A 21,006-nucleotide genomic window follows, 5' to 3' on the forward strand; every position below is an offset into this window, starting at 1 on the left:
GGATGGTCGAGCCGGGACCGAGCATCGCGAGGACCCGAGTCGAGACCCCGCGACCCGCCAATATCCCCACCCACCTCCGACGTACCCACCCCCCGACCCCGGCCGACAGAGGTTTCGACACGCCTCGTCGCTGCGCTCCTCGACGGCTCAACCACCGAAAACGCCACGCACCCACCATGGATGGTCGAGCCGGGACCGAGCATCGCGAGGACCCGAGTCGAGACCCCGCGACCCGCCAATATCCCCACCCACCTCCGACGTACCCACCCCCCGGCGGGTACCACTCACACGTTGAAGTACTTGGCCTCCGGGTGATGCAGCACAAAGGCGTCCGTGGACTGTTCGGGATGCAACTGCAGCTCCTCCGACAGCACCACGCCGATACGCTCGGGCTCGAGCAGTTCGATCATCTTGGCGCGATCCTCGAGGTTCGGGCACGCGCCGTAGCCGAACGAGTAACGCGCACCACGGTATTCGAGATCGAAGAAGCCCTGCGCGGTCTCCGGGTCATCGGCGGCCATGGTGCGGTCGGCGAACCTCAGTTCCGAACGGACACGCTGATGCCAGTACTCGGCGAGGGCCTCGGTGAGCTGCACACCGATGCCGTGCACCTCGAGGTAGTCGCGGTAGGCGTCCGCGGCGAACAACTCGTTGGCGAAGTCGGCGATCGGGTTGCCCATGGTGACCAGCTGGAACGGGAGCACGTCGACCCGGCCGTGTTCGATCGCCGCGTCACGGGACCGGACGAAGTCGGCGATGCACAGGAACCGGGTGCGCTGCTGGCGCGGGAACTCGAACGAGAACCGTACCGGCGCATCGGGTCTCGGTTCGGTGAGCACGTGCACCAGGTCACCGTCGCTGACCGCCGGGAAGTAGCCGTAGACCACCGCGGCGTGCTGCAGGATGCCCTCGGTGGACAGCCGGTCGATCCACGACCGCAGCCGCGGGCGTCCCTCGGTTTCCACGAGGTCCTCGTAGCTCGGGCCCTCGCCGCCACGGGCACCTCGAAGTCCCCACTGGCCCAGGAACAATGCCCGCTCGTCGAGGAACTGCAGATAGTCGGCGACGGGAACACCCTTGATGATCCGGGTACCCCAGAACGGCGGCGACGGCACCTCGTTGTCGGCGGCGACGTCGGAACGCTCGGGCACCTCCACCGGCGCCTCGGCGGCCTTGCGCTTGGCCGCGATCCGCTGCGACCGCTCATGGCGCGCCTTGCGTTCGGCGACCTTCTTCGCGGCCGCGATCGCCTCGGGGCTGTCGGCGGCGGGGGTCTCCCCACGCTTGAGCGCCATGATGTCGTCCATCAGGCGCAGCCCCTCGAAGGCGTCGCGGGCGTAGTGCACGTCACCGCTGTAGACCTCGGTGAGGTCGTTCTCCACATACGAGCGGGTCAATGCGGCACCACCGAGGAGGACCGGGTAGGTCTCGCCGAGGCCGCGCGCGGTGAGCTCCTCGAGGTTCTCCTTCATCACCACCGTGGACTTCACCAGCAGTCCGGACATCCCGATCACATCAGCACGCTTGTCCTCGGCGACGTCGATGATCGTCGAGATCGGTTGCTTGATCCCGATGTTGACGACCTCGTAGCCGTTGTTGCTCAGGATGATGTCGACCAGGTTCTTGCCGATGTCGTGGACGTCGCCCTTGACCGTGGCCAGCACGATGCGCCCCTTGCCGTCCTCACCGGTCGATTCCATGTGCGGTTCGAGGTGCGCCACGGCGTTCTTCATCACCTCGGCGGACTGCAGCACGAAGGGCAACTGCATCTGCCCCGAGCCGAACAGCTCGCCGACGGTCTTCATCCCCGACAGCAGGGTCTCGTTGATGATCTGCAGCGGCGGCACCTGCTGCATCGCCTCGTCGAGGTCGGCCTCGAGTCCGTTGCGCTCACCGTCGACGATCCGGCGTTCGAGCCGATCGAACAGCGGCAGCTTGGCCAGCTCCTGTGCACGCGATTCGCGTGCCGAGGCCGCCGAGACGCCCTCGAACAGCTCCATCAGCCGCTGCAGCGGGTCGTACCCCGGATCGTCGGGGCCGTCGGTCCCGCTCGCACGGCGACGGTTGTAGACCAGGTCGAGGGCCACCTCGCGCTGCTGGTCGGGGATCCGGTTCATCGGCAGGATCTTCGACGCGTGCACGATCGCGGTGTCGAGTCCGACGTCGGTGCACTCGTGCAGGAACACCGAGTTGAGGACCTGTCGCGCGGCCGGGTTCAGGCCGAACGAGATGTTGGAGATACCCAGGGTGAAGTGCACCTGCGGGTGCGCCTGCTTGATCCGGCGGATCGCCTCGATGGTCTCGATGCCGTCGCGGCGCACCTCTTCCTGGCCGGTCGAGATCGGAAAGGTGAGGGCATCGATGATGATGTCCTCCTCGGCCAGCCCCCAGTTGCCGATGATGTCGGTGATCAGCCGCTCGGCGATCCGCACCTTGTCGTCGGCGGTGCGGGCCTGGCCCTCTTCGTCGATGGTCAGCGCCACCACCGCGGCACCGTGTTCGACGACGAGCCGCATGATCCGGGCGAATCGCGAGTCCGGACCGTCGCCGTCCTCGTAGTTGACCGAGTTCACCGCGCAGCGGCCGCCGAGTGCCTCCAGCCCGGCGCGGATGACCTCCGGTTCGGTGGAGTCGAGCATGATCGGCAGCGTCGACGACGTCGCGAACCGGGTCGCGAGGGCGGTCATGTCCGCGGCACCGTCACGGCCGACGTAGTCGACGTTCAGGTCGAGCATGTGCGCGCCGTCGCGGGTCTGGTCCTTCGCGGTGTCCAGGCACTTCTGGTAGTCGGCGGCGATCATCGCCTCCCGGAACGCCTTGGATCCGTTCGAGTTGGTGCGCTCACCGATCACCAGGAAACTGGCGTCCTGGTCGAACGGCACCGCCGTGTAGAGCGAGGACGTCTCCGCCTGGTGTTCGGGTGTGCGGACGGCCTGCGTGGTCTCGGCGACCGCATCGGCGACCTGTCGGATGTGCTCGGGCGTGGTGCCGCAGCATCCGCCGACAAAGGACAGGCCGAACTCGCCGACGAACTGCGACAGCGCCTGCGCCAGTTCGTCCGGGCGCAGCGGGTACTCGGCACCGTTCGGTCCGAGCACCGGCAGACCGGCATTCGGCATCACCGACACCGGGATGCGTGCGTGCCGCGACAGGTAGCGCAGGTGCTCGCTCATCTCGGCCGGTCCGGTGGCGCAGTTCAGGCCGATCATGTCGATGCCGAGCGGTTCGATCGCGGTGAGGGCGGCACCGATCTCCGAACCGAGCAGCATCGTGCCGGTGGTCTCGACGGTGACGTGCGAGATGATCGGGATCTGCCGGCCGAGATCACCCATCGCTCGGCGGGCCGCAACCACTGCGGCCTTCACCTGCAGCAGGTCTTGGGAGGTCTCCACCAGGATGGCGTCGGCACCGCCGTCGAGCATGCCGGCGACACACTCGTAGTAGGCGTCGCGGATGGTGGCGTAGGTGGTGTGACCCAGGCTCGGCAGCTTGGTCCCGGGGCCGATCGAGCCGAGCACATAACGGTCGGTGCCGTCCGCGGAGCGACCCATCTCGTCGGCCACGCCCCGGGCGATCGCGGTGCCCTTGTAGGACAGTTCACGGATCCGGTCGGCGATGTCGTAATCGCCGAGGTTCGACAGGTTGCACCCGAAGGTGTTGGTCTCGACGGCGTCGGCCCCGGCCTCGAAATAGGCGCGGTGGATCCCCTCGAGGACATCCGGACGGGTGTCGTTGAGGATCTCGTTGCATCCCTCGAGGCCGGCGAAATCATCCAGGGTGAGATTGGCGGCCTGAAGCATCGTGCCCATCGCCCCGTCGCCGATCAGTACCCGACGCGACATCGCGGTGACGAATGTCGTGTCGTAGTCCCGGGTGGTCGATGCGGTGGTGGGCATGATGTTCAGAGTAGTTCGCTCTCGGTTCGGTTCGGTCGTAGGCTGGTTCGGTGAACGCTGAGCAGATGTCGAACCTTCCCCGCCTGCGCAAGCCGATCCTCCTGGCGGCCTTCGAGGGCTGGAACGACGCCGGCGATGCCGCGAGCAGTGCCGTGGAACACCTTGCACTCACCTGGGACGCCCGTCCGCTCGCCGAGATCGAATCCGATGACTACTACGACTTCCAGGTCAATCGTCCGACGATCAAACAGATCGACGGTGTCACGCGGCGGATCGACTGGCCGACGACGTCCATTTCCTACTGCAGCCCCGTCGGGGCCGACCGGGACATCGTACTCGTGCGGGGTATCGAACCCAACATGCGCTGGCGTGCGTTCTGCACGGAGATCGTCGACCTGGCACGCCGCCTGGAGGTGGAGACCACCGTGATGCTGGGCGCGCTGCTCGCCGACACCCCGCACACCCGTCCGGTGCCGGTCACCGGCAGCGCTTACAGCAGCGCCGCGGCCGAACGCTACAACCTGGCCGAGAGCCGCTATGAGGGGCCCACCGGGATCACCGGGGTGCTGCAGGACCTGTTCGTCCAGGTGGGTGTGCCGGCGGTGTCGTTCTGGGCCGCAGTCCCCCACTACGTGTCCACCCCGCCCAACCCCAAGGCGACGGTGGCCCTGCTCAACCGGGTCGAGGAGGTCCTCGACATCGAGGTGCCGCTGGGCACCCTGCCCGAGCAGGCCGAGGAATGGGAGCAGGCGGTCACCGAGATGACCGAGGACGACGAGGAGATCGCCGAGTACGTCCGCGGACTCGAGGAACGCGGCGATGCCGAGGTGAACACCGACGAGGTGATGGCCAAGATCGACGGAGACGCCCTGGCGGCCGAATTCGAGCGCTACCTCAAGCGACGCGGGCCCGGCTCCTTCGGGAGCTGAGCGGACCGGCCGAGACGGTCCGGGACGCCGGGTCGGGTCATGCCGGGGCGGTCAGCCGATCCGCTCGATCGACACGACCGGGGTGGTGATCCGCCAGGTTCGTACGTCCGGGTCGTCGGCGGCGCGCACCCAGAACTGCGCCGACTCACCGATCCGGCACGACTTGACCCCGAGCAGCGGGATGTCCTCGGAGTCGCGGCGCAGCGCACTGACCGCCCACTCCTCGCTGTCGGTGCTGCCGACGCCCGGGGCCCGCAACAACGTCATCTCCTCGAAGTCGAGCAGATAGGTCGATGTCCGGGTCTGAACGGTCCACACCCCGGAATCGGTGTCCGGGCGGATCTCCTGCACGCGCGCCACGGCCGAAACTCTACTAAGCCCGCGTACCGAACACCCAGTCGACCGGTACCGGCCGGGTCAGCGGGTCGGCCCGGCCGCGCGGAGGTCCACCCCGAGCAGGGCGTCGACGGCCTGCTCGATCGACGATGGTGCGTCGGCGTCACCGCCGATGCCGCGCTCGACGTCCCGGCACCACCCGTCGACGGCGTCGAGCGCCTTGGGGGTGTCGAGGTCGTCGGCCAGGTGCTGGCGGACGCGCTCGACGATCGGTGCGGCGTCGGGTCCGGCGGGTGCGGCGATCGCGGAGCGCCACCGCTGCAGCCGGGCGAGGCCGGCGTCGAGCACCGCGTCGGTCCACATGCGGTCACCGCGGTAGTGGTCGGCGAGCAGCGCCAGCCGGATGGCCCCGGGATCGACGCCCTGTGCGCGCAGCCGTGAGACGAAGACCAGGTTGCCGCGGCTCTTGGACATCTTCTCGCCGTCGAGTCCAACCATGCCGGTGTGCACGTAGTGCCGGGCGAATCGCCGCGCACCGGTGAGGGCCTCGCCGTGCGCGGCGGAGAACTCGTGGTGCGGGAAGATCAGGTCGTTGCCACCGCCCTGGATGTCGAACTCGATGCCGAGCCGATTGAGGGCGATCGCGGAGCACTCGATGTGCCAGCCGGGACGGCCCGGGCCGAACGGTGCCTCCCAGGACGGTTCCCCGGGACGCTCGGCCCGCCACAGCAACGCGTCGAGCCGGTCACGCTTGCCTGCTCGGTCGGGGTCGCCACCACGCTCGGCGAAGAAGCGTTCCATCGTCGCGCGGTCGTAGCCGGACTCGTAACCGAACTGCTCGGTGGCGTCGATCCGGTAGTAGACGTCGGGGAACTCCTCGTCGTCGACCACATACGCCGAGCCGGAGGAGAGCAGCTTCTCCACCATCTCGACGACCTCGCCGACCGACTCCATCGCGCCGATGTAGTCCCGCGGCGGCAACACCCGGAGCGCGGTCATGTCGTCGCGGAACAGCTGGATCTGCGAGGAACCCAACTCACGCCAGTCCACCCCGTCGCGCTCGGCGCGCTCGAACAGCGGGTCGTCGACATCGGTGATGTTCTGCACGTAGTGCACGCCGTGGCCGGCGTCACGCAGCACCCGGTTGACCATGTCGAAGGTCAGGTAGGTGGCCGCATGCCCGAGATGGGTTGCGTCATAAGGGGTGATCCCGCAGACGTACATGGTGGCCGTGGCCCCGGGTGCGACCGGACGGACCTGCCGTGCCGAGGTGTCGTAGAGGCGGAGGGCTGGCCCCGCGCCGGGGACGACGGGCAGGGCGGGATCGGGCCACGAATGCATGTCACCACTGTATGGCGCACACCCGATCAGCTGCGCACCCGACCCCGGACGCAGACGGCGCCGAGACGTGGATCAGAAGGGTGGCCAGGGAATCGGGCGCTGCGGGGGCGGGGACGGCATCGTCGCCGACTCCGCGACGACGAGCGTTCGCATCGTCAGCAGGTCGATCTCCTCGGCGGTGATGTGCGGAGCCAACAACGACCGCAGGCTCGACGACGCCGACTCGAGGTCGTCGGCGAGCCGTTCGACGTCGGCGATCAGGTGCGCCGGGATGGGTTCCCCCGCCCAGCCCCACAGCACGGTGCGGAGTTTGTCGTCGCCGTGCAGGCAGATGCCGTGGTCGACGCCGTAGACACCGCCGTCGAGCCCTTCCAGCACATGGCCACCCTTGCGGTCGGCATTGTTGAGGACGAGGTCGAGGACCGCCATCCGTTGGAGCCGTGGATCGTCGGCGTGGACGAGTTCCACCGGGTCACCACGCCCGTCGAGGGCCCGCACGATGGACCGGTAGCCCTCGGGGACGGCATCCGGTGGGCACAGGTCGACGAGGTCGATCCGCGGTGGTTCGGCCTCCGGGTCGGGGGTGTCGACCCACCGTTGCACCATGCCGACGCCGAGCGGGCCGTCGCGCAGCACCGTGGTGGGTACCGTGTCCCAGCCGAGCGCGTCGGAGATGAGGAACGAGGCCACCTCGCGGCCGGCGAGGGTGCCGTCGGGGAAGTCCCACAGCGGGACCTCCCCCCGCACCGGTTTGTAGACACACCGCACCACGGAGTCGCCGAGGGTGGCCTCGCACACCAGGGTGGCGTTGCTCGCCGTGGGAATTCGACCGAGGATGCCCAGTTCCCCGTCGCACAGGGTCGCGACGACGTCGACGGCGGGATCCCGCCGGGTCTCGTCCGGGTCGTGCGGCACATGGTCTCCGATCGTCATGTCAGCCGCGCGGACCGGGGTCGTCCGGGTCGTCCGGGTTCTCGGGGTCGTCGTAGATCTCCGGGCCGCCGGCGAGTCCGTTGAAGACATCCGGGTCGATGAAGTCCAGCGACTTGCTCAATTCGGCACCACGCTTGTAGCCGTTGGTCCGTACGCACAGGTGACCATCGGCGTCGAGGGGGTCACCGCACAGCGGGCAGGGCGGACGTCCTGCCGAGATCACCCGGGTGGAGCGGGTCGCGAACTCGCGGGCGGCGATCGTGGTGAGGAACACCCGGACGGCGTCGGGTCCCTCGTCGGTGTCGTCCAGGACGACGCTCTCGTCGAACTCGCCCTCGGTGATCGCGAGCAACTCGACCACCACGGCCTCGGACTCGGCATCCCAGCCCAGCCCCATCGTCCCCACCCGGAACTCCGCGTCCACGGGCATGACGAGTGGGCTGAGGTCACCGATCTGTTCGGTCTCGGGCGGGATCGGGGTACCGAAGCGCCGGTTTATCTCCTCGAGCAGTGCCCCGATCCGCTCGGCGAGGATCTGGACCTGCTGCTTCTCCAACATCACGCTGATGATGCGTGCCTCGTGCACGGCCTGGAGGTAGAACGTCCGGTCGCCGGGCTGGCCCACCGTACCGGCGACGAATCGGTCCGGACTGCGGAACACATGGATCGCTCGTGACATCACACACCTCCTTGTCTGTCGTCTCCCATTATCCGGCCTCGACCGGAGTACGCCTCTGTACCGCGGCATCCTCTCCCGGTCGGCCGGCCCCGGGATCGTCGCGGGTGCCCGGGTCACCCCCGACCACCGCGTCGTCGGTCTTCGGCGGACGGATCGGCACCGACAGGGTGGCCGTGGAGTTGACGGTGTGTACGTGCGGCCGGGTCGCGCCGTAGCGGATGATGCTGACCGATGCCGGCTCGACGACGATCCGCTGGAACGCGTCGAGATGCATCCCCATGGCATCCGCGATGACCGACTTGATCACGTCGCCGTGGGAACAGGCCACCCACACCCCGGCCCCGTCGGGACCGCCGTGCACGGCGTCGAGCTCGCGGATGGCCGCCACCGCCCGCGCCTGCACCGCGGCCAGGCCCTCACCACCCGGGAACACCGCCGCCGACGGATGCTGCTGGACGGTCTTCCAGAGGGGTTCGGCGAGCAGTTCCCGGATGGAGCGATTGGTCCAGGTCCCGTAGTCGACCTCGGCGAGATCGTCGACGACCACCTCGGGCACCTCGTGGCCGTCGGCACCCAGGGCCGCGAGCAACGGCGCCATGGTCTCGGCACATCGTTGCAGCGGGGAACGGGCGACCGCGGTGATGTCGGGCAGACACCCGGTGAGTCGCTCGACCAGTTGTGCGGCCTGTCCACGTCCCTTGTCGTCGAGGGCGACACCCGGGCTGCGCCCGGCGAGCACCCCCGAGGTGTTGGCCGTGGAGCGGCCATGGCGCACCAGGATCACGGTCATGGGTCAACTCTAGGCAACGTCGCCGCCGTCCGGCACCCGGCACACGGGGGCGACCGACGCGGGGTGGCCCGATCCGGTCATGTGGCGCTGATCACGCCCCCGGCCAGCAGCCCCATCACGGTCAGGCCGAGGATCACGCGGTAGGCGCCGAACCAGTTCATCGAGTGGTTGCCGACGAACTTCAGCAACCAGGCGATGGACGCGTATCCGAGGACGAAGGCCACGATCGTCGCCACGATCAGCTGCGCCCCGGTGGACTCCATGCCGTCGCCGGTCGGGTTGATCGCGTCGGGGATGCTGAACAGCCCCGACGCCGTGACCGCGGGGATGGCGAGCAGGAAGGAGAACCGGAACGCGGCCTCACGCTCCAGACCGAGGAACAGACCGGCGCTGGCGGTCGCGCCCGAGCGCGAGACCCCGGGCACCAGGGCCAAACACTGGGCCAGGCCCATCACCAGTCCGTCACGTAGGGTCAGCTGGTCCATCGAGCGGCGACGTGTGCCGTACTTCTCGGCCAGCCAGAACACGCCGGAGAACAGGATCAACACCGTCGCGACGAGCCACAGATTGCGGGCGGCGGTCCGGATCTCGTCCTTGAACAGGTACCCGAGCAGTCCGATCGGGATGGTCGCGAGGATGACGTACCAGCCGATCCGGTAGTCGAGCCCGCGGTCGGCCTTGTCGAAGAGTCCCCGGAACCAGGCGACCACGATCCGCACGATGTCGCGGGCGAAGAAGACCAGCACGGCCGCCTCGGTACCCAGCTGGGTCACCGCGGTGAACGAGGCCCCGGCGTCCTGCCCGAACATCAGCTCCGAGGCGATCCGCAGGTGCCCCGACGACGAGATCGGGAGGAACTCGGTGATGCCCTGGATCGCACCGAGAACGATCGATTGGGTCCACGTCATGGTGTCGGTCACGGCGCCCGATGCTACGCGGGGTCACCGGCTGATCCCGCGCGAGCCGACGCGGGGCCGTCGACCCCGGCGATGGTCCACAGCATGGGTGAAGCAAGATGGTGCTATGCATTCCGGCCGCTCCCGATCTCCCCGAAATCCGCGTGCCCGCCGCGCCTGTGTTGCGCTCGCGCTGCTGCTCACGGCCGCGTTGTCGGCCGCCTGCGGATCCGGCTCGGATACCGGGTCGACACCGAATGTGGCGACCGTCTCCCCCGCGTCGGCCGTCCCCGCACCGGCCGGCCCCGCCGCGGGTCCCGCCGGTGTGATCATCCCCACAGCCGCGGGCAGCTCGACGATGGCCCGTTCGGGCGATTCGCTGGCCGTGCTCGGTGCCGCGGGCACCGAGGTCTCCCGCTTCGACATCGCGGCCATCACCACCCCGCCGACCACGATCGCCACCCCGGCGCTGACCACCCTGATCGGTACCGGCGACGGTGAGTTCCTGGGCGCGGGCCCGGGCACCCTCGTCCACCTCGCGGCCGACGGCACGGTGCACTCCACCCCCACCGAGATCTCCGATCCCACCGCGCTCGCGCGGACCGCCGACGGGCGGGTCCTCGTCGGGACCGGCAACGGTCACGTGATCGTCTTCGACGCCGATCTCCGCGAGCAGCGCGACGTCGGCGGCTTCGTCCGGGTCGATGTCATCACCGTCTCCCCGGCCGGCGCCGACCTCGACGGCGAACAGGTCGTCGTCCTCGACCGCGCGCAGTCGTCGGTGACCCCGGTCGACATCGACACCGGCGAGTTCGGTGCCGCGTTGCGTGCAGGCAACGGCGCCACCACGGCCACGGTCGACCACTACGGCCGGATCGTGGTGGCCAACACCCGCGACGACGAGATCATCGGATTCTTCGGTTCACCTCTGGTGATGCGGTTCCGCCACCCGGTCGCCGACGGCCCGTACGCCGTAGACTACGACGACACCCACAATCTCCTGTGGGTGTCGACGACCGGCGACAACGAGGTGGTGGCCTATGACCTGGCCGGTGGTGAACCCGTCGAGAAGCACCGCTTCGCGACCGTGGCGCAGCCCGACGCGATCGTCGTCGACGACGCGACCGGAACGGTCTACGTCCTCTCCCACCGCGACGGTGGACTGCAGGTGGTCGCCCCGCCGTACGGCAGTGGTGCGGTGAGCACCAGCCCGGGCTCGTCCGTGACACCCGCCGCACCGACGACCTCGGCGGAGCCCACCTCGTGATGCTGCGTCGGCCGACCGGTCTGCCCGTCGCGTCCGGACGGACCGGCGCCCGGATCGGTGCCCATCATCCGCGTGGCTGGGAGGTCACCTCCGAGGACATGGAGTGCTTGCTGATCCGGCTGCCACCGGATGTCACCCGGGTGACCGCATCGATGCGACTGGCCCTCGAGGCCGAGTTCGGCGGCTGGGAACTGTCGCGGGTGCGGCTGTACTCCGACGGCACCCGCAAGGTGTTGTTGAAACGTCGCAAACCGCCCCGCGGGCAGGCGGCCCGCCCCGACGACCCCGACGAGGATGCCCGCGCGTGCTGACCACACTCAACCGTCTGCTCTATCCACTGGTGCTGCGGCTCATGTTCCTGGTCCCGCCCGAGCGCATTCACACGATCGTGATGACGACCATCCGCACCGCGATGCGGGTGCCGCCGCTGCGTCGCCTCGCGGCGCGGTGGTTCGCCCGACACGATCCGATCCTGCGCCAGCAGGTCTTCGGCGTCGTGTTCCCCGCACCCCTCGGCCTCGCCGCCGGCTTCGACAAGTCGGCGTCGGCCGTGAACGCCTGGGGCCAACTGGGTTTCGGATTCGCCGAGATCGGCACGATCACCGGCCGGGCCCAGCCGGGCAACCCGCAGCCGCGCCTGTTCCGGTTGCCCGCCGACCGCGCACTGATCAACCGAATGGGGTTCAACAACCCTGGCGCCGATGTGGCCGCCGAGCACCTGCGTCAGGAACGTCCGGGTCCCGTGCGCGTGCCGATCGGCGCCAATATCGGCAAGACCAAGGTGGTGCCGCTCGACGAGGCGGTCGACGACTACCGGTACTCGGCCCGGCAGCTGGGTCCGCTCGCCGACTTCGTGGTCGTCAACGTGAGCTCGCCCAACACCCCCGGTCTGCGGGATCTGCAGGCCGTCGACTCGCTGCGTCCGGTGCTGACCGCGGTGCTCGCGGAGGTGTCGGTTCCGGTGCTGGTGAAGATCGCGCCGGATCTGGCCGACGAGGACATCGACGCGGTGGCCGATCTCGCCGTCGAGATCGGCCTGGCCGGGATCGTGGCGACCAACACGACGATCGAGCGATCCGGACTGGCGACGCCGGCCGCGGAGGTCGCCGAGATGGGGGCGGGCGGGCTGTCCGGTGCGCCGCTGACCGAGCGGTCCCGCGCAGTGCTGAGGCGGCTGTATCGCCGTGTGGGCGGCCAGATCACGCTGATCAGCGTCGGTGGCATCGAGACCGTCGACGAGGCGTGGGAACGCATCCGGGCCGGCGCGAGCCTGTTGCAGGCGTACACCCCGTTCATCTACGGCGGGCCGGTGTGGATCCGGGAGATCAACGCCGGTGTCGCCGAGCGTGCCCGCGCCGCCGGATTCACGTCATTGTCCGACGCGGTCGGCAGCGGCGCGCACGACTGACCCCGTCTCGCCGGCGATCACCGGTGCCGATCGTCGGCGGGGCGGCCCCACCTCGTGATGGCCGCCCCGCCGACGTCCACGGTCGCTCAGATGTCCTCTGACGGCTGCTCGTAGGTACCGGTGATCGTCGCGCGGGCGATCGCATGCGAGAACAGGTTGAAGCCGAGATAGGCCGGGGTGGCACCGTCGGGCAGACCGAGGCTCTCCACGTCGACGGCGTGCACCACGACGAAGTAGCGGTGTGGTCCGTGTCCGGGCGGCGGGGCGGCACCGACGAACCGCTTCAGCGACGCGTCGTTGGCGAGGGTCACCGCGCCGTCCGGCAGACCGCTTCCGGTGTCGTCACCGGCACCTTCGGGCAGGCTCGTCACCGACGCCGGGATGTCGGCGACCGCCCAGTGCCAGAAACCGGCCGCCGTCGGGGCGTCCGGGTCATACACCGTCACCGCGAAACTCTTGGTGTCCGAAGGGAATCCGGACCACGACAGCTGCGGCGAGAGATCGGCACCGCCGGCCCCCATCAGGCCGCTGACCTGATTGTTCGGCAGGGGCTTGCCGTCGGCGACGCTGTCGGAGGTCAGCGTGAACCCCGGCAGGGTCGGGAGTGGCTCATACGGGTCGAACGTCGACATCGAACACCTTTCCTCGAGGAGACCGGCACTTCTCGCACGCCGCACAGTTCGCACACGACAGACGTCTCGGGTCACGGACTGCCCCACCCACTCTAGGCGAGACCGACGTCACCGCCGCCGATCAGGATCAGCTGCACGGCAGGCGCAGATCAGCTGTGCAGCAGGAAGTGCTCGAGGACCCGGGTGCCGAAGATCACCGAATCCACCGGCACCCGCTCGTCGACGCCGTGGAACAGTGCGGCGAAGTCGAGGTCGGCGGGCAGTTGCAGCGGCGCGAATCCGAAGCAGCGAATCCCCAACTTGGCGAAGGCCTTCGCATCGGTTCCCGCCGACAGCATGTAGGGCACGGTCGTGCCGTCGGGGTCGTTGGCGAGGATCGCATCGTTCATGGCGTCGACGAGATCACCGTCGAAGGTGGTCTCGTACGAGTCGAGGTGGGTGATCCACTCGCGGGTCACGTTCGGCCCGATCAGCTCGTCGATCTCGGCCTCGAACGCGGCCTGACGTCCCGGCAGCACCCGGCAGTCGATGACCGCCTCGGCCTTCTGCGGGATGACGTTCGCCTTGTAGCCGGCCCGCAGCATGGTGGGGTTGGCGGTATCCCGCAGGGTGGCACCGATGATCCGGGCCAGGCTGCCGAGCTTGAACAGCCGCGTCTCGAGATCCGGTGCGTCCGGGGCGAACTCGAGACCGGTCTCCTCCGACACCGCGGCCAGGAACTCCGACACCGATTCGGTCATCACGAGCGGGAAGGTGTGCCGGCCGATCCGGGCGACCGCCTCGGCGACCGCGGTGACCGCATTGTCCTCGTGCAGGAAAGAACCGTGGCCGGCCGTGGCGTCCGCGGTCAGTCGCATCCACCCGAGCCCCTTCTCGGCCGTCTCGACGAGATACAGGCGCCGCTGCGTGCCGTCCGGGCGGTCGACGGTCAGCGAGTACCCGCCGACCTCTCCGACCGCCTCGGTGATGCCCGCGAACAGATCGGGCCGGTTCTCCACCAGCCAGTGCGATCCCCACGTACCGCCGGCCTCCTCGTCGGCAAGGAAGGCGAACACGATGTCGCGGGGCGGGACGGTGCCCTCCCGCTTGAACTGACGGGCCAGGGCGAGCGCCATGCCGACCATGTCCTTCATGTCGACCGCGCCACGACCCCAGATGTAGCCGTCCTTGACGGTCCCGGCGAACGGGTGGACGCTCCAGTCGGACGGTTCGGCGGGCACCACGTCGAGATGCCCGTGGATCATCAGGGCGCCACGACCGGAGTCGGGGTCACCGGGCAGGGTCGCGAAGACGTTGCCGCGTCCGGGCTGACCGGACTCGACATACTGTGTGACGTAACCCACTTCCTCGAGTTGTCCGGCCACCCATTTGGCGCAGTCCTCCTCGCCGCGGGTGGTCTCCAACTCGCCGGTGTTACTCGTGTCGAAGCGGATCAGGGCGCTGACGAGATCGACGACTTCGTCGACCGCGCGGGGGGTCGTGAGCTCAGAAGACACCCTTCACTCCTACGGGATTTGGGATACGGGGGCAACCTCGGTTAGTGTTACCGAGCCGGTGAACGAGAGAACGACGCAGACACCGGAGTACGACAACTGAACAGGTCCGAGTGGCGGAATGGCAGACGCGCTAGCTTGAGGTGCTAGTGCCCTATTAACGGGCGTGGGGGTTCAAGTCCCCCCTCGGACACCGACGAAGGCCCCCAACATTAGATGTTGGGGGCCTTCGCTTTTCGTTCATCATGCGTCGAGCGGTGAGCTCCGTGGCGCATCGTCCCGGTGGGGCGACGGCACTCCGCCGTGACCGTCGATCCGGCCGCAGGAAACAATGGTGCGGTGACACAGCGCCTGTTCTACGACTGCGACACCGGTATCGACGATTCGGTCGCCCTGCTCTATCTCCTCGGCCGCGACGACGTGGATCTTGTCGGTGTGGCGTCGACCGCCGGCAACGTGCCGGTTGACGTGGTGACCGCCAACAACCTGTCGTGGCTGTCGCTGTGCGGGCGTGCCGACGTCCCGGTGTACCGCGGCGCGGATGCCCCATTGGTCGCCGAACTCATGACCACCGAGGACACCCACGGTCCGCTGGGGGTGGGATACGCCGATCTGCCCACGCCCACGGTGTCGGCGGCCGAGCCCGATGCCGCCGACGCGTGGATCGAGGCGACCCTGGCGCATCCCGGGGAACTCGTCGGACTCGTGACGGGCCCGTTGACGTCCCTGGCGACCGCGCTGCGGCGCGATCCCGCGCTGCCCTATCGTCTCCGCCGTCTGGTCATCATGGGCGGTGCATTCCATGTCCACGGCAACACCACACCGACGTCGGAGTGGAATGTGGCCGTCGACCCCGAGGCCGCCGCCGAGGTGTTCGCCGCGTTCGCCGCCGATGGCACCCCGGATCCGATCGTGTGCGCGCTCGACCTCACCGAACAGATCGTCACCACCCCGGACCACATCGTACGGCTGGCCGCCGCGGCCGACAGCTCGCCGCTGGAGTGCCCGGATCCGTCCGATGTGCACGGGCTTCGGTCGGTGGCGAGCAACGAGATCATCCGGCATCTCGTCGACGCGCTGCGGTTCTATCTGGAGTTCCACGAGGCCCACGACGAGGGCTATATCGCGCACCTGCACGATCCGTTCGCGGCGATGGTGGCGCTCGAGCCGACGCTCGTGGAGACCATCGGCGCCCACGTGGCGGTGGAGCTCACCGGGACGCTCACGCGCGGTACGACGGTCGCCGACGAGCGTGGGATGTGGGAGGGTGCCCCGAATGTCGCGATCGCGACGGCGACCGACGTGGATGCGGTGTTCGATGGGTTGATCGAGACGGTCGGGGCCCTGGCCCGACGGGTCGGCGCGCGCTAGCGTCGAGGAGGTGACACTCCTCGGATATCAGATCCCGAACTTCACCTACCCCGACACCGCACCAGAAGACCTCTTCCCCACCGTCACCGCGCAGGCGGTGGAGGCCGAGGACGCCGGCTTCGACACGGTCTTGGTGATGGACCACTTCTATCAGTTGCCGATCCTCGGTGAGCCCGACGAACCGATGATCGAGTGCTACACGCTGCTCTCGGCACTCGCCCAGCACACCTCACGGGTGCGGTTGTCGGCACTGGTGACCGGCAACACCTATCGCAATCCGACCCTGCTGGCCAAGACCGTCACCGCACTCGACGTGGTCTCCGGTGGACGCGCACAGCTCGGGATCGGGGCCGGCTGGTTCGAACTCGAACACGACCGCCTCGGCTTCGAGTTCGGGACCTTCACCGACCGGTTCGAGAAGCTCGACGAGGCCCTGCAGATCATCCTGCCGATGCTCCGGGGTGAGCGACCCACCCTCGACGGCAAGCGATATCGGGTCCACGATGCGATCAACTCGCCCGCGCCGCTCGGCCGTGTCCCGGTGATGATCGGCGGCGGTGGCGAACGCAAGACCCTGCGCATGGTGGCGCAGTACGCCGACGAGTCCAACCTGATCTGTGGGCGCGACGAGATCGGCCGCAAGCTCGACGCCCTGGCCGGGCACTGCGAGACGCTCGGCCGCGATCGATCGGAGATCACCGTCAGCCTGCAGACCTCTGCGTGTGTGGCCCCGACCCACGACGAGGCCGTCCGCGAGTTCGAGGCCTATCTGCACCGGAATCCACGCGCGCAGGTGCGCAGCGCCTCCACCGTCGTCGGGTCACCCGACGAGGTGGCCGCCCACTACGCGGATCTGCTCGCCACCGGCGTCGACGGATTCACCGTCAACGCCCCGGCAAACGGGCATGTGCCCGGACGTGTCGCCCTGCTGGGTGAGACGTTGTCGGCGGTCGTCGGTCGCTGAGGGCCGCCGGGTTCTCCAGGGTGGCCACGCCCTACGGCGTGGTCACCTTCGTCGGTTCGCACCCGATTCCGACCGACCGGAGAGCACTGTCCGGGTGGCAGGCCGCGACGAGGGTGTCGACGATCTCGCCGGAGCGCACCGCGACGTTCGACAGCAACGTCGACGTGAGGCCGTGGGTGTGTTCGGAATTGCCCTGCACGAAGATCGATCCGGTGATCTCCGGGTCGGTGCCGAGCCGGTAGTTGCGGTCGAGGACCGGCCGGCCGTGGACGTCGGCCCGACACTGCGAGGCGAGGTCACCGACCAGGTTGGCCACCGGCGTGGGCTCGAAACCCGTGGCGAAGACCACGGCATCGCAGTCGAATTCGAGTTCCTCACCGGTCATCCGGTTCACCGCGCGGAGGTGGGCGGCGTCGGCGGACTCGACGATGTCGACCACCTCGGTGGCGCCGTGGACGAACAGGCGCCGGTCCCCGCTGACGCGCTCGCCGTACTCGCGACGGTAGAGCTCTGCGATCAGGTCGGGGTCCACCGCCGAGTAGTTGGTACTGCGGTGATAGGTCAGGAACCGTTCACGCCATTCCGGTGCGGCCGCGAAGTACTCGTCGACCGTCGACGCGTCGAAGACCCGGTTGGCGTAGGGGCTGTCGTCGGCGGGCGTGTAGCCGTACTTGGAGAAGACCGCGTGGACGTCGGCACCGGTCTGTTCGTGCAGGTAGCCGGCGACCTCCGCAGCACTCTGTCCGGCGCCGATCACGGCGTACCGCCGATGGACCGCCGGAGGCATCTGCGCAAGCCGGGGCAACAGGTCGTGGTTGTGGAAGACACGTGGACCGGCGACGACCCCGGCCGGCAGCTTGCCCCGAATCCCGCCGCCGAGCACCAGATTTCGCGCCCGCTCCGTGCCGGTGCCGGTCTCGATCTCGAAGGCGCCGTCACGCCAGCGCACCGAGCGCGCCTCGGTGGAGTACCGGACCGGTGTCCGTACCCGACCGGCGGCCCACTGCAGATAGTCGTGGAACTCCGAGCGTAAGGGGAAGAACGTGGCGAGATTGATGAAGTCCGCCAGCCGGCCGCGGTCGGCGAGGTAGCTCAGGAACGAGAACCTGCTCGCGGTGTTGCGCTGGGTGACGAGGTCCTTGAGGAAGGACACCTGCATCGTCGCACCCGGCAGCAGCATTCCAGGGTGCCACTCGAAGCGATCGCGCCGTTCCAGGAAGCGGGCCGACAACGGCTGCCCGTCGGCGGTGGCGTTGTGTTCCTCGATGGCGATCGCCAACGCCAGATTCGACGGGCCGAAGCCGATACCCACCACGTCCAACGTGGAACTGTCACTGCGCACGCGCTACTCCTCTGCGTTGACACCGGCGCTTGCTCGTCGGCCTGGTGGAGCCGGATTCCCCTGGTGAGTCCGACGGGTGGATCAGTGATGCTCACCCTCGCGGGACGACTCGCCCACCGTGGACTCGCGGTCCGGCGACCGGCCGTCGCCTAGGTAAGTCTAACCTAATGACTTGTCGGCAGTGAACCGGCATCCGTACCAGGAGTCCCGACATCGCCCCGCCGATCGCATCGGCGCCCCGGTGTCCCCGTCAGGAGCTGTGATCAGATGAAACCTTCGCTCGCCGTGCCGGCCGACACCGAAGCGGTGCATACACCCGCCGAACGGCCCGGCGACGACACCACCGGCGATCTGGACGGATTTCTTCTCTGCCGCAACGACTATCACGTCCTCGGCACGGGTCGCTTCACCGACTTCGACGACCCGGTACGCGCCCGTGCCGCCCTCCGCGACGGCTCCGTCGCCGTGGTCGTCGGCGCCCTCCCGTTCGACCCCCGCGACCCCGTCGCACTGACCGCTCCGCAGCAGTGGGCCAGGCGTTCGGGTCCGTGGCTTCCGACCACCGACGGCGGATCACCCACTGCGCGGATCGAGCGCCGGGACCCGGAGCCGGAGGATCACCTACGTCGGGTCGCAGCCGCCGTCGAACATCTGGCCGACCCGGCCGACGAGTTGCAGAAGGTGGTCCTCGCGCGTGCACTGCGGCTGCGCACCCAGTCGCCGGTGACCCCACGGGACCTCGCCGGCCGGTTGCGTGCCCTGGATCCCCAGGGGTCGGTGTTCGTCACCGACCTGTCGCCGGCCCCCGGGTATCGGGGTGCCCATCTGGTGGGGGCGAGCCCCGAGGTCCTGATCCGCAAGAGCGGTTCCCTGGTCACCGCCCACCCGCTGGCCGGGTCGGCGGCACGGCATCCGGATCCGGCTGTCGACGCCGAACGCGGTCGGGCGCTTGCCACGTCGAGAAAGGACCTCGACGAGCACCGATATGTCGTCGATGCGCTCCGCCGTTCGCTGTCGCCGCTGTGTGCCCGACTCGACATCCCCGACGGGCCGATGATCATGTCCACCCCCTCGATGTGGCATCTCGGCACCCCCATCCGCGCGACGGTGGCCGACGACTCGGTCACCGCGCTCGATCTCGCGATCGCGGTGCATCCGACACCGGCCATCTGCGGCACACCGACGGTTCCCGCCCGCGAACACATCCTCGCCACCGAGGGGTCGCGAGGCTTCTACGCCGGCGCGGTCGGCTGGTCGGAGTCGGTGGCGGCCGGCGGCGACGGTGAATGGATGGTGTCGATCCGCTGTGCGCAGCTCGACGCCGACGGTCAGATCACCACCTGGGCCGGTGGCGGTGTCGTCGCACAGTCGGATCCGGCCGCCGAGGTCGCCGAGACCGACGCCAAGTTCGCGGCGATCCTCTCCGCGTTCAGCCTTCGGTAGTCCGCGTCGCCGAAACCGGGGGCGCGCCGACATCGTCGACATCGGCCCTCGGCCCGGTGTGTGCCCCGCGTGCGACACAGAAGGCCACCCAGGGACCCGCCATGATGGATGTGATCACGGCGAGCAGCACCACGATCATGTAGATCTCCGCACTGAAGACCCCCATGTGCAGACCGGCGGTGGCGATGACGATCTCGACGACCCCGCGCGCGTTGAGCCCGGCACCCAGCGCCGCCGAATCCCACCGGGAGACCCCCACCACGCGGGCACCGACGAAGGTCCCGACGAACTTGCTCGCCACCGCCGCGAGCACCAGCGAGGCCGCCACCCCGGCCACCACCGGGTCGGCGATCCGCTGCAGGTCCAGATGCAGACCGGCGCCCGCGAGGAAGACCGGGGCGAGCACCCACGTGGTGACCGCCCGCAGGGGCGCCAGTACCGCGTCGCCACGACGGCCGATCATCACGCCACCCAGGAAGGCACCCAGCACCGGCTCCAGGTTCAGCGCGCCGGTGGTCGCGGCGCACGCGATCAGGATCAGCACGACGATGCTCCCGGTCTGACCGTCGTGCCGTGAGGACTCCAGCCGATCGAGCGCACGGCTGACCGGTCGCCGCAGGACGGCGGTGGCCACCAGCACCCCGACCAGCGCGCCGAGGGTCAAGGGCAGCCGACCGCCACCGAGACCCGACGTCGTCATGGCCGACACCACGGCGAGGACGACCCAGGCGGCGATGTCGGTGAGCGTTCCGGTGGCCAGCGTGAGCTGTCCGATCGCCTTTCGGAGCAGATCGAGCTCGGTCAGGATGCGCGCGATCACCGGGATCGCACTCACCGACAGCGCGGTGCCGAGGAGCAGCGCGAACTCGGTGGTGTCGGTGGACTCGCCATGCATCGCCCGCGGGATGAGCAGACCTGCGCCGATACCGGTGGCCAGCGGGACCGCGAAGGATCCCAGGCCGACCGACGCCACCACCGTGACCCGGCTGCGCAGGAAGGTGCCGTCGAGGTCGACCGCGGCGAGCCCGACCAGAAACACCACCCCGAGGGTGCCGACCGCCGAGACCAGCGGGAGATCGTCGCCGTCGCCGAAGGCGAGCGATGTCGGCAGCACGGTACCGAGCAGTGACGGACCGAGGAGGACCCCGGCGGCCAACTGCCCGGTCATCGTCGGCATTCGCAGCCGCCGCGCGATCATGCCGCAGACGAGCGCCGCCAGCAGGACCAGGGCGAGATGTCCCAGCATCGACTACCGCCGTGGCTGCCGGTGAGGGCCGGCCGGGGCC

Annotated in this window: 18 protein-coding genes and 1 tRNA gene; 8 read left to right on the plus strand and 11 right to left on the minus strand. The window is 69.0% G+C overall.

The window, feature by feature from the left end; genetic code table 11:
• Positions 1-284 precede the first annotated feature (284 nt).
• Complete coding sequence (gene metH, locus ACWDUA_RS22660) at positions 285-3,896, minus strand: methionine synthase (RefSeq protein WP_449753271.1); 3,612 nt, start codon at positions 3,894-3,896, stop codon at positions 285-287.
• 50 nt (positions 3,897-3,946) lie between these two features.
• Here metH and ACWDUA_RS22665 point away from each other — a divergent pair, with 50 nt between their 5' ends.
• Entirely contained in the window at positions 3,947-4,825 is an 879-nt protein-coding gene (locus ACWDUA_RS22665; protein ID WP_449753272.1) for a PAC2 family protein, read from the plus strand.
• A gap of 51 nt (positions 4,826-4,876) precedes the next feature.
• On the opposite strand, the gene ACWDUA_RS22670 is transcribed toward ACWDUA_RS22665, so the two are convergent.
• The 6 genes from ACWDUA_RS22670 to ACWDUA_RS22695 all read right to left on the minus strand — a co-directional run bounded on the left by ACWDUA_RS22670 (position 4,877) and on the right by ACWDUA_RS22695 (position 9,824).
• Positions 4,877-5,185, minus strand: coding sequence for a hypothetical protein (locus tag ACWDUA_RS22670; RefSeq protein WP_053776762.1), 309 nt, complete (start codon positions 5,183-5,185; stop codon positions 4,877-4,879).
• A gap of 57 nt (positions 5,186-5,242) precedes the next feature.
• The gene (gene mshC, locus ACWDUA_RS22675; RefSeq protein ID WP_449753273.1) at positions 5,243-6,502 is read right to left on the minus strand and encodes a cysteine--1-D-myo-inosityl 2-amino-2-deoxy-alpha-D-glucopyranoside ligase; all 1,260 of its coding nucleotides are present in this window, start codon (positions 6,500-6,502) and stop codon (positions 5,243-5,245) included.
• Between the two features lie 72 nt (positions 6,503-6,574).
• A complete protein-coding gene (locus ACWDUA_RS22680) occupies positions 6,575-7,435 on the minus strand; it encodes an SCO1664 family protein (RefSeq protein WP_449753274.1) in 861 nt (286 codons plus the stop codon).
• A gap of 1 nt (position 7,436) precedes the next feature.
• Complete coding sequence (locus ACWDUA_RS22685) at positions 7,437-8,114, minus strand: DUF3090 domain-containing protein (RefSeq protein ID WP_449753275.1); 678 nt, start codon at positions 8,112-8,114, stop codon at positions 7,437-7,439.
• A 28-nt stretch (positions 8,115-8,142) separates the two neighbouring features.
• A complete protein-coding gene (locus ACWDUA_RS22690) occupies positions 8,143-8,904 on the minus strand; it encodes an MSMEG_4193 family putative phosphomutase (RefSeq protein ID WP_449753276.1) in 762 nt (253 codons plus the stop codon).
• Between the two features lie 77 nt (positions 8,905-8,981).
• Positions 8,982-9,824: an undecaprenyl-diphosphate phosphatase gene (locus ACWDUA_RS22695; RefSeq protein ID WP_449753277.1), complete on the minus strand. Its 843-nt coding sequence runs from the start codon at positions 9,822-9,824 to the stop codon at positions 8,982-8,984.
• 103 nt (positions 9,825-9,927) lie between these two features.
• Here ACWDUA_RS22695 and ACWDUA_RS22700 point away from each other — a divergent pair, with 103 nt between their 5' ends.
• The 3 genes from ACWDUA_RS22700 to ACWDUA_RS22710 are packed head-to-tail and all read left to right on the plus strand — an operon-like array spanning position 9,928 to position 12,475.
• Positions 9,928-11,067, plus strand: coding sequence for a YncE family protein (locus ACWDUA_RS22700; RefSeq protein ID WP_449753278.1), 1,140 nt, complete (start codon positions 9,928-9,930; stop codon positions 11,065-11,067).
• Positions 11,067-11,378: a DUF5703 family protein gene (locus ACWDUA_RS22705; RefSeq protein WP_449753279.1), complete on the plus strand. Its 312-nt coding sequence runs from the start codon at positions 11,067-11,069 to the stop codon at positions 11,376-11,378. Before ACWDUA_RS22700 ends, ACWDUA_RS22705 begins: the two co-directional genes overlap by 1 nt.
• Complete coding sequence (locus ACWDUA_RS22710; protein WP_449753280.1) at positions 11,372-12,475, plus strand: quinone-dependent dihydroorotate dehydrogenase; 1,104 nt, start codon at positions 11,372-11,374, stop codon at positions 12,473-12,475. Before ACWDUA_RS22705 ends, ACWDUA_RS22710 begins: the two co-directional genes overlap by 7 nt.
• Positions 12,476-12,561: 86 nt before the next feature.
• Here ACWDUA_RS22710 and ACWDUA_RS22715 read toward each other — a convergent pair whose 3' ends face one another.
• Entirely contained in the window at positions 12,562-13,107 is a 546-nt protein-coding gene (locus ACWDUA_RS22715; RefSeq protein WP_449753281.1) for a YbhB/YbcL family Raf kinase inhibitor-like protein, read from the minus strand.
• A gap of 149 nt (positions 13,108-13,256) precedes the next feature.
• Entirely contained in the window at positions 13,257-14,603 is a 1,347-nt protein-coding gene (locus ACWDUA_RS22720) for a M20/M25/M40 family metallo-hydrolase (protein ID WP_449753282.1), read from the minus strand.
• A gap of 104 nt (positions 14,604-14,707) precedes the next feature.
• Between ACWDUA_RS22720 and ACWDUA_RS22725 the strand changes: the two genes are divergently transcribed.
• From ACWDUA_RS22725 to ACWDUA_RS22735, 3 genes are all read left to right on the plus strand, one after another.
• Positions 14,708-14,793, plus strand: a tRNA-Leu gene (locus tag ACWDUA_RS22725).
• Between the two features lie 146 nt (positions 14,794-14,939).
• Complete coding sequence (locus ACWDUA_RS22730; RefSeq protein WP_449753283.1) at positions 14,940-15,971, plus strand: nucleoside hydrolase; 1,032 nt, start codon at positions 14,940-14,942, stop codon at positions 15,969-15,971.
• A gap of 10 nt (positions 15,972-15,981) precedes the next feature.
• On the plus strand, positions 15,982-16,935 hold the full coding sequence (locus tag ACWDUA_RS22735; RefSeq protein ID WP_449753284.1) for an LLM class F420-dependent oxidoreductase: 954 nt from the start codon (positions 15,982-15,984) through the stop codon (positions 16,933-16,935).
• Positions 16,936-16,966: 31 nt separating this feature from the next.
• On the opposite strand, the gene ACWDUA_RS22740 is transcribed toward ACWDUA_RS22735, so the two are convergent.
• Complete coding sequence (locus tag ACWDUA_RS22740; protein ID WP_449753285.1) at positions 16,967-18,277, minus strand: lysine N(6)-hydroxylase/L-ornithine N(5)-oxygenase family protein; 1,311 nt, start codon at positions 18,275-18,277, stop codon at positions 16,967-16,969.
• A 267-nt stretch (positions 18,278-18,544) separates the two neighbouring features.
• Here ACWDUA_RS22740 and ACWDUA_RS22745 point away from each other — a divergent pair, with 267 nt between their 5' ends.
• On the plus strand, positions 18,545-19,720 hold the full coding sequence (locus tag ACWDUA_RS22745) for an isochorismate synthase (protein ID WP_449753286.1): 1,176 nt from the start codon (positions 18,545-18,547) through the stop codon (positions 19,718-19,720).
• Here ACWDUA_RS22745 and ACWDUA_RS22750 read toward each other — a convergent pair.
• Positions 19,707-20,966 carry a cation:proton antiporter gene (locus ACWDUA_RS22750; RefSeq protein ID WP_449753287.1) on the minus strand — a complete coding sequence of 420 codons (1,260 nt, stop codon included), beginning with the start codon at positions 20,964-20,966 and terminating at the stop codon, positions 19,707-19,709. The genes ACWDUA_RS22745 and ACWDUA_RS22750 overlap by 14 nt on opposite strands.
• Positions 20,967-21,006 lie beyond the last annotated feature (40 nt).

The organism is Gordonia sp. NPDC003376, assembly GCF_053589235.1.

Coding starts and splice junctions, on each gene's coding strand:
- metH (WP_449753271.1), bottom strand. CDS start 3,896: ATGCCCACCACCGCATCGACCACCCGGGACTACGACACGACATTCGTC.
- mshC (WP_449753273.1), bottom strand. CDS start 6,502: ATGCATTCGTGGCCCGATCCCGCCCTGCCCGTCGTCCCCGGCGCGGGG.
- ACWDUA_RS22680 (WP_449753274.1), bottom strand. CDS start 7,435: ATGACGATCGGAGACCATGTGCCGCACGACCCGGACGAGACCCGGCGG.
- ACWDUA_RS22685 (WP_449753275.1), bottom strand. CDS start 8,114: ATGTCACGAGCGATCCATGTGTTCCGCAGTCCGGACCGATTCGTCGCC.
- ACWDUA_RS22690 (WP_449753276.1), bottom strand. CDS start 8,904: ATGACCGTGATCCTGGTGCGCCATGGCCGCTCCACGGCCAACACCTCG.
- ACWDUA_RS22700 (WP_449753278.1), top strand. CDS start 9,928: ATGCATTCCGGCCGCTCCCGATCTCCCCGAAATCCGCGTGCCCGCCGC.
- ACWDUA_RS22705 (WP_449753279.1), top strand. CDS start 11,067: ATGCTGCGTCGGCCGACCGGTCTGCCCGTCGCGTCCGGACGGACCGGC.
- ACWDUA_RS22715 (WP_449753281.1), bottom strand. CDS start 13,107: ATGTCGACGTTCGACCCGTATGAGCCACTCCCGACCCTGCCGGGGTTC.
- ACWDUA_RS22745 (WP_449753286.1), top strand. CDS start 18,545: ATGAAACCTTCGCTCGCCGTGCCGGCCGACACCGAAGCGGTGCATACA.
- ACWDUA_RS22750 (WP_449753287.1), bottom strand. CDS start 20,966: ATGCTGGGACATCTCGCCCTGGTCCTGCTGGCGGCGCTCGTCTGCGGC.